This is a genomic window from Archangium sp. (assembly GCF_036389735.1).
GTDB lineage: Bacteria > Myxococcota > Myxococcia > Myxococcales > Myxococcaceae > Archangium.
The window spans coordinates 1-6,407 of the sequence record NZ_DASVWK010000168.1 but is presented as its reverse complement, the minus strand read 5'-3'; the positions used below and the strand labels follow the sequence as shown (position 1 = coordinate 6,407).

The window sequence follows — 6,407 nt, the reverse complement described above, 5'->3', positions numbered from 1 at the left end:
TGCCGGTGTTCACCACCCGGGCGCCCCGGATGCCGAGCTGCTCGAGCACGTACTCGCGCACCTGGGGGGTGGCGGTGGCCGTGAGCGCCAGCACGGGCGGCCCCCCGAGCTGCCGCACGGCATCGCGCAACGAGAGGAAGGCCGGACGGAAGTCGTGCCCCCACTGGGACACGCAATGGGCCTCGTCCACGACGAAGAGCGAGACGCCCGCCTTGCGCAGCGCATCGAGGCGCTCGGGCTTCTCGAGCTGCTCGGGCGTGACGTAGATGAGCTCGTGCTGGCCGCGGCGGACCTCGCGGGCCACCGCGTCCGCCTCGCGCGCGGTGAGCGTGGAGTCCAGCTTCACCACGTCCACCGCCGCGTCCGAGAGCTTCTCGTGCTGGTCCTGCATCAGCGCCAGCAGCGGCGAGACGACGACCACGAGCTTGGGCAGGAAGAGCGCGGGGAGCTGGAAGCACAGCGACTTGCCGGCGCCGGTGGGCATCACCCCCAGCACGTCCTTGCCGTCCAGCAGCGCCTCGATGATCTCCCGCTGGCCGGGTCGGAACTCCTCCACGCCGAAGCGCTCCCGGGCCTCGACTTCGAGGGCCTTCCAGCTGGGACGTCGGAAACTGTCGTCGTTGTTGGCCATGGGCGGTGCCTTCAAGGTAGGGGGCTGCTTCCTCCCTCGGGAGTCGGCTTGGACCGTGGACCAGCGCGGGCCTCAGGCTGGTTGGCTGTCCTCCAGGCAGGCGTTCATCGTCCAGGGGCATCGGCGTCGCGGAGCACCAACGTACCTTCAGGCGCTCGCGGGAGGACGCTCGATGGACACCCTCGCCGATGTGATGGAGACCGGGCAGGACGTGCTCTTCCGGCGGTGGTTGGAGCGGGTCCAGCGCGATCATGCGCCGGGTCCTCTCTCCGAGCCGGAACTGGCGGACCACATCCCGGAGTTCCTCCGGGAGGTCATCGCCGCCCTGCACCGGGAGGAGGAGGGCGCGGCCCCCAAGACGCACCGGGTGGGCCCCCTGGGGTGGGAGCATGGCGAGCAGCGCTTCCACACGGGCTTCGATCTCCCCAGCGTCGTGCGCGAGTACGGCGCCCTTCACGGCTGCATCCTCGACTGGCTGGAGGAGCGGGGGCACACGCTCGTGCATGTGGAGGAGTCGCGGATCCTGGTGCAGTGCTTCAACCGGGCCATCGCGGATGCCGTCGCGCACTACCTGCGCCTGCGGGAGCGCGAGCTGCTGGGAGGGCAGTCTCATCCCCCCACCAGCTAGGCGCTTCAACGGCTTGCGCGGGGGGTGAACGTCCGTTGTGATGTGCCGATGAAGCTCCTCTCGCTCGCCGCGCGCAACCTGCTGCGCAACCGGCGCCGCACCGCCATCTCACTCGTCGCGCTGGTGGTGGGCGTGGGTGCCATGGTGGGGCTGCGCGGCTTCATCAATGGCCAGCAGCGCGCCATGCTGGAGAATCTCGTCTACGGCCAGGTGGGCGCGGTGCAGGTGCACAGGACGGGCTACCTGGCCAACGTGCAGGGCTCGCCACTGACGCTGGACATGGCGGACTCCGAGGAGGTGCGCCGACGCATCGCCTCCGTGCCGGGAGTCACCACGGTGTCGCCGCGCATCGTCTTTGGCGGGATGCTCTCGCTGCCGGACGTGGAGGGCGCCGAGGGCGAGGAGGCCGCCGGCAAGACGGGCTTCCTCCAGCTCACCGCTTATGACCCCGCGCTGGAGCCCCAGGTGACACCCCAGCGCTCGAAGTGGCTGGGCAAGGGCGCGCACCTGTCCGGCGTGGACGCGGCGGAGCTGCTGCTCAACGCGGACATGGCGAGGAGCCTCGCCACGGAGGTGACGGGGGCGCGGGTGCCCTCGGAGCGTTGGCCCGCGCTGCTCTCGGCGGACCGGGACGGGGCGCTCAATGGCGAGGGGGTGCGCATCTCCGGGACGCTGGTGAGCGCCACGCCGGGGGACCGGAGGCTGGGGTACGTGCCGCTGGGCACCGCGCAGCGCCTGCTGCGCATGGAGGGGCGCGTCACCGAGTACGCCCTGGCGGTGTCCCGGCTGGAGGACGCGCCCCGGGTGCGAGACGCGCTGAAGGCCGCGCTCGGGCCCGAGTACGAGGTGCACACCTGGGACGAGGTGCTGCCCTTCCTGAAACAGCTCCTGGGCCACCAGGACTTCATCTTCGGCATCATGACGTCGGTGTTCCTGCTGACGGTGCTGCTGGGCATCGTCAACGTGATGCTGATGAACGTGTTGGAGCGGGTGCGGGAGATTGGCACCATGCTCGCGGTGGGCACCCGGCGCAGGCAGGTGGTGGCCCTCTTCCTGCTGGAGGGCGCGGTGCTCGGGCTGGTGGGGGGCCTCCTGGGGGCACTGGTGGGCGGGGCGGTGACGTTGTGGCTCGGCCACCGGGGCATCCTCCTGCCGGCACCCGGCGCGCAGGCGGACAGCATCATCCGGCCCTTCGTGTCCGTGCTGTACCTCGTGCGTGCGGTGGGCATGGCCACGGTGGGGGCGTCGCTCGCCGCCTTGTGGCCCGCGTACCGTGCCGCGCAACTCCGTCCGGTGGAGGCCCTGGCCCACTCATGAGCTCCCTCACCTCGCTCGCCGTGCGCAACGTCGCGCGCAACCGCCGCCGCAGCCTCGTCACCCTGGCGGCCGTGCTCCTCGGGGTCACCGCCGTGCTCGTGCTGCGCGGCTTCATCGAGGGCTTCATCCACCTCATGGTGGACGACATCGTCCAGGGCAAGACGGGTGCCCTCCAGGTCCATCCCGCCGGCTACGTGGACAACATCGACGCGCTGCCGCTGGAGCCGAGCCTCCCCTATGACGAGTCCCTGCTCGCCCGCGTCCGCGCCGTGTCCGGTGTGACGGGGGTCACCGGCCGCATCCAGTTCTCCGGGCTGGTGAGCAACGGCCTGTCCCAGACGATGTTCGTGGGCCGCGGGCTGGACGTCGCCACGGAGAAGCAGGCCGTGCCCCGCGCGGGCTTCGACGTGCTGGCCGGAGGCCGGGCGCTCGCGGAGGGGGATTACGCCCACGCCATCCTGGGCAACGAGCTGGCGCAATCCTTCCGCGCGATGCCTCCGGCGCAAAAGGCGAAGGCGGCCGACGCGGAGGGCGTGGTGGACCGGGTGACGCTCGCCTCGTCCAGTCCCAAGGGGCGGGCCAACTCGCTGGACGTGTCGGTGGAGGGGCTGAACATGTCCGGCCTTCCCTTCGAGAACAAGCGCGTGGTGGCGGTGCCGCTGAAGCTGGCGCAGGAACTGCTGGGCATGCGGGGCCGCGTCACCGAGCTGGCCGTGGCGGTGGACGACCTGAACGACCTGGACCGCATCGCGGCGGACCTGCGCGAGGAACTCGGCCCCCAGTACGAGGTGCACACGTGGCAGGAACTCCAGCCCTTCGTGCGCGACATCATCAGCCGGCAGCGCTACGTGATGGGACTCATCTCCGTCATCCTCTTCGTCATCATCATCACCGGCATCATCAACACCATGTTGATGAGCGTCTTCGAGCGGGTGCGGGAGATTGGCACCATGCTCGCGGTGGGCATGAAGCGGCGGCAGGTGCTGACGATGTTCCTCCTGGAGGCCACGCTGCTGGGAGTGGTGGGTGGGGTGGGGGGCGTGTTGCTGGGGAGCACGGTTGTCCGGGCCATCGCGGCGCGAGGCATTCCCATGTCGATGGTGGTGACCTCCGGCTCGCAGTCCGTGCTGCGCCCCTCGCTCAGCCCGTCCTTCGTGCTCATCACCCTGGTGGTGGCGGTGGTGGGGGCGCTGGTGGCCTCTGCCTGGCCGGCGTGGCGGGCCAGCCGCCTGGACCCGGTGGAAGCGCTGCGCTCGGTGTAAGTCCCATTCCCTCTTTCCCTTCAAGGAGTTCGCAGATGAGAGCCTTCACCCTCGCCCTGATGACGCTGCTGGCGGCGACCCCGGCGCTGGCCGCTGAGCCCACCGCGGAGGAACTGCTGGCGAAGTACGACGCCGTGATGGGTCCGAAGACGTTCGAGACCGAGTCGGAGATGACGGCGTACCGGGAGGACGGAAGCAGCCGGACGTACGTGATGAAGATGCTGCGCGGCGAGGACGACAAGTTCCGCGTCTGGTTCAAGGGGCCGGCGAGCGTGAAGGGCCAGGAGATGCTGCGCTCGGGCGACAACATGTGGGTGTACCTGCCCAACCTCAAGAGGGCCACGCGCATCGCCAACCGGGACAGCTTCCAGGGGGGGGACTTCAACAACGCGGACGTGATGCGGGTGAACTACACGAAGGATTACACGGGCAAGGTAGTGGCGTCGGAGGTACCGGACACATACGCGCTGGAGCTGAAGGCGAAGAACGCGGAGACGGCGTACGACGCCATCAAGCTGTGGCTGCGCAAGAAGGACGGGATGCCGGTGAAGGGGGAGTACTACGGGACGAGCGGGCAGATGCTGCGCAGCGCGGAGTTCACCGGGTACACGGAGTTCGACAAGGGCTACACGCGGCCGGCGAAGGTGGTGATGCGCAACGAGCTGGTGAAGGCGAGGCGCTCGGAGCTGGTGCTGAAGACGATGAAGCTGAACGTGGAGGCGCCGGCCCAGCGTTTCACCCAGACGGACCTGGGCCGCTAACCCACCATGCGCCTCCTCCTCGCCTCCGTCTTCCTGCTGAGCACGACCCCGTCCCTCGCGGCCGAGGTGACGGGCTACGTGGAGAGCCGCACGCAGTACCAGCGCTCGCGAGTCACGGGCCTGGTGCCGACGGAGGACCAGCCGGAGCTCCAGCAACTGCTGGAGCTGAACGTGCAGCCGCGGCAGGAGTACCGGCCGGGAGGCTTCGTGGCGGCGGACCTGTCGCTCTTCCTCCAGGCGGCGGGGCGGTACCGGGGGCTGGACGCGGACGGACGGGAGGTGTCCGTCCAGGCGCGGGAGGCGAGCGCGGCGCGACCGCTGGTCTCGCTCAACGAGCTGTACGTGAGCCACGAGGTGGTGCCGCAGCTGCACCTGCTGGCGGGGAAGAAGCGGCTCATCTGGGGCTCGGGGATGGCGTACAACCCGACGGACCTCCTCAACCCGCCGAAGGACCCGACGGACCCGAACTTCCAGCGAGCGGGCGCGTACATGCTGCGGGTGGAGGTGCCGCTGGAGAAGTACGCCTTCACGCTGCTGGCGAGCCCGGCGGTGCTGAAGCAACAGAGCGGGCTGCCGCAAGCGGTGCTCGCATATCCCAGGTGGGACAGGAAGGACGAGGAGCCGCACTACCTCGTGGCGGCGCGCGCGTACGCGCTGGTGGCGGACGCGGACGTCAACCTGATGCTGTTCCACTCCAACCTGTACGGGGACGCCTTCGAGGACAAGACGCGGCTGGGCTTCTCCTTCTCGCGCTACTTCTTCACGGACTACGAGCTGCACGTGGAGGGGCTGATGGGCTTCGGCTCGGCGCGGCGCTACCCGGTGGGCGGGTGCCTGGAGGACCGGGCCTCGGTGGCGGGCTGCGTGCTGCGGCGCGAACCCTTCTTCGCCCATACCCGCCTGGACGAGGAGAAGCTCCGTCCGAGGGTGCTGGCCGGCACGCGCTACATGTTCGGCGACGAGTCGCTCCTCTCGCTGGAGTACCTGTACCAGTCGGACGGGCTGAAGCCGGGTGAACTCCAGCACTACGTCAACGGGCTCGCGCTGCTGCGCGTGGCGAGGGACTTCGGGTTGGACCCGGGGCAGGTGAACCCGGGCGAGAGCGCGGACCCGGGGCTGCCGCGGAAGTTCAGCTTCGAGCCGCTCGGGCGGCACTACGCCTTCCTCAGCTACCAGAAGCCGAAGATCCGCGATGACTTCACCTTCAACGTGGTGGTGATGGCCAGCCTCCAGGACCTGTCGGGCCTCATCACCCCGAGCCTCTCGTGGTCGGCCACGGAGTGGATGACGCTCACGCTCTCAGGCTTCGTACCCTGGCAGGGGCCGGAGTCGCTCGCGGCCACGTTGCCCGAGTCCGACACGAAGGTGAGCGAGTTCAGCCTGCTGCCCCTCGAATATCGCGGCCTCTTCCAGGTCCGCCTCTTCTACTGAAGGACGTACACCATGACCTCGCGGAACCTCCTCGAGCTGAAGGCCATCACCAAGGACTACCTCCTGGGGAAGACGAGGGTGAGCGCGCTGCGCGGCGTGGACCTGGAGGTCTCCGCCGGTGAGTTCACCGTGGTGATGGGCCCCTCGGGCAGCGGCAAGACGACGCTGCTCAACATCATCGGGTGCCTGGACCGGGCGACGAGCGGCTCCTACCGGCTGGATGGCGAGGAGGTGGGGGACCGGGACTTCGACGCGCTGGCCGACGTGCGCAACCGGAAGATCGGCTTCATCTTCCAGAGCTTCAACCTCATTCCCGTGTTGAACGTGGCGGAGAACATCGAGTTCCCCTGCATGGTGCGCAAGGACGTCGAGGGCAA

Annotated in this window: 7 protein-coding genes; 6 read left to right on the top strand and 1 reads right to left on the bottom strand. The window is 69.2% G+C overall.

Annotation, left to right across the window (positions count from 1 at the left end):
* Window positions 1-646: DEAD/DEAH box helicase (locus tag VF794_RS06310; protein WP_331108279.1), on the bottom strand; the 646-nt coding region annotated here is incomplete at its 3' end.
* Window positions 647-803: 157 nt separating this feature from the next.
* On the opposite strand from VF794_RS06310, the gene VF794_RS06305 reads away from it, so the two are divergent.
* The 6 genes from VF794_RS06305 to VF794_RS06280 all read left to right on the top strand — a co-directional run.
* On the top strand, window positions 804-1,259 hold the full coding sequence (locus VF794_RS06305) for an RsbRD N-terminal domain-containing protein (RefSeq protein WP_331108278.1): 456 nt from the start codon (window positions 804-806) through the stop codon (window positions 1,257-1,259).
* A gap of 48 nt (window positions 1,260-1,307) precedes the next feature.
* Window positions 1,308-2,576: an ABC transporter permease gene (locus VF794_RS06300; protein WP_331108277.1), complete on the top strand. Its 1,269-nt coding sequence runs from the start codon at window positions 1,308-1,310 to the stop codon at window positions 2,574-2,576.
* The gene (locus VF794_RS06295; RefSeq protein ID WP_331108276.1) at window positions 2,573-3,838 is read left to right on the top strand and encodes an ABC transporter permease; all 1,266 of its coding nucleotides are present in this window, start codon (window positions 2,573-2,575) and stop codon (window positions 3,836-3,838) included. The genes VF794_RS06300 and VF794_RS06295 overlap by 4 nt, the downstream gene beginning before the upstream one ends.
* Window positions 3,839-3,873: 35 nt before the next feature.
* The gene (locus VF794_RS06290; protein WP_331108275.1) at window positions 3,874-4,599 is read left to right on the top strand and encodes an outer membrane lipoprotein-sorting protein; all 726 of its coding nucleotides are present in this window, start codon (window positions 3,874-3,876) and stop codon (window positions 4,597-4,599) included.
* 6 nt (window positions 4,600-4,605) lie between these two features.
* Complete coding sequence (locus VF794_RS06285; protein WP_331108274.1) at window positions 4,606-6,030, top strand: hypothetical protein; 1,425 nt, start codon at window positions 4,606-4,608, stop codon at window positions 6,028-6,030.
* Window positions 6,031-6,042: 12 nt separating this feature from the next.
* A partial coding sequence (locus VF794_RS06280) for an ABC transporter ATP-binding protein (protein WP_331108273.1) occupies window positions 6,043-6,407 on the top strand: 365 nt, incomplete at its 3' end.

Excerpts from the sequence above, each read along its gene's own strand:
- VF794_RS06295 (WP_331108276.1), top strand. The coding sequence starts at position 2,573 with ATGAGCTCCCTCACCTCGCTCGCCGTGCGCAACGTCGCGCGCAACCGC.
- VF794_RS06300 (WP_331108277.1), top strand. The coding sequence starts at position 1,308 with ATGAAGCTCCTCTCGCTCGCCGCGCGCAACCTGCTGCGCAACCGGCGC.
- VF794_RS06290 (WP_331108275.1), top strand. The coding sequence starts at position 3,874 with ATGAGAGCCTTCACCCTCGCCCTGATGACGCTGCTGGCGGCGACCCCG.
- VF794_RS06285 (WP_331108274.1), top strand. The coding sequence starts at position 4,606 with ATGCGCCTCCTCCTCGCCTCCGTCTTCCTGCTGAGCACGACCCCGTCC.
- VF794_RS06305 (WP_331108278.1), top strand. The coding sequence starts at position 804 with ATGGACACCCTCGCCGATGTGATGGAGACCGGGCAGGACGTGCTCTTC.